This window comes from Streptomyces sp. NPDC005195 (genome assembly GCF_040608315.1).
In the GTDB taxonomy this organism is placed as follows: domain Bacteria; phylum Actinomycetota; class Actinomycetes; order Streptomycetales; family Streptomycetaceae; genus Streptomyces; species Streptomyces kaempferi.
This window is the reverse complement of the sequence record NZ_JBEXHZ010000395.1, coordinates 1-1,073: the sequence shown is the minus strand read 5'-3', so window position 1 is coordinate 1,073 and position 1,073 is coordinate 1. Positions and strand designations below refer to the sequence as shown.

Below are 1,073 nucleotides of genomic sequence, written 5' to 3'. Positions count from 1 at the left end.
CCGATGTGATGAAGGACTGGATCGCGGTGGCCGCGGCCCCGCGCGCCCACTCCTCGAAGGGCAGCGGGCGGGTCTGTACGTCGCACAGCGCGGCCGACCCGAAGGCGGCCGCGCCGAAGGCGTCGCGGATCTGTTCGGCGAACAGGTCGTAGGCGGCGAGGCCTTCGCCGGAGATGATCACACGCTCGGGGCCGAGGAGGTTGGCGACGGTGGCGATGCCCCGGCCGATCGCCTCGCCCGCGCGGGCGTACACCTCGCGCGCTCCGGGGTCGCCGTCGTGGGCCAGGTCCAGCGCCGCGGCGGCGTCGGGCACCTGTACGCCCGTCACCTCCCGGACCTGGGCGACGATCGCCGAGTCCGAGGCGATCGCCTCGACACAGCCGCGGTTGCCGCAGTGGCAGAGCGGACCGGCCGGGTCGATGGCGACATGCCCGATCTCACCGGCCACGCCGTGGGCTCCCGCGACCACCCGACCGTGCACGACCAGGCCGCAGCCGATACCCGCGCCGACGGTCACCACGGCGAAGTCGGACAGGCCCACGCCGGCGCCGAACCACTGCTCGGCCACGGTCAGGGCCCGCACGTCGTTGTCCACGGTGACCGGCAGTCCGGTGGTCATCCCGGCCAGTTCGGCGAGCGGCACGTCGCGCCATTCCAGGAACGGCGAGTAGCGCACCACTCCGGCCGAGCGGTCCACGTCGCCGGAGACGGCGATACCGATGCCCTGGACCCGCACCCCGAAACCGTCCGCCTCCGTCAGCAGCTCCTGGACGAGCGCCGCGGTCGAGGCCAGCACCGACCTCGGCGCCCGGGACGTGAGCGACACGTGCCGGGCGACCCGGATGCGGCAGCACAAGTCCGTGAGGACGGCGATGAGTTCGTCGCCCGTCACCTTGATCCCGATGAACAGGGCCCTGCCTCCGTCGACCCGCACCGGGTTGGCGGGCCGTCCGAGAGCGGGCTGCCGCGCGTCCTCGGCGACGTCCTCCAGGAGGTAGCCCGCCTCGATGAGGGGACGGACCGCCTTGGTGACCGCCGCGGCCGACAGCCGGGTCCGCCCCGCTATCTCCGAC

At 73.7% G+C, this 1,073-nt stretch carries 1 protein-coding gene; it reads right to left on the bottom strand.

Annotation, left to right across the window (positions count from 1 at the left end; all coding sequences use genetic code 11):
• Positions 1-1,073: ROK family protein (locus tag ABZV34_RS39895; protein WP_356288348.1), on the bottom strand; the 1,073-nt coding region annotated here is incomplete at both ends.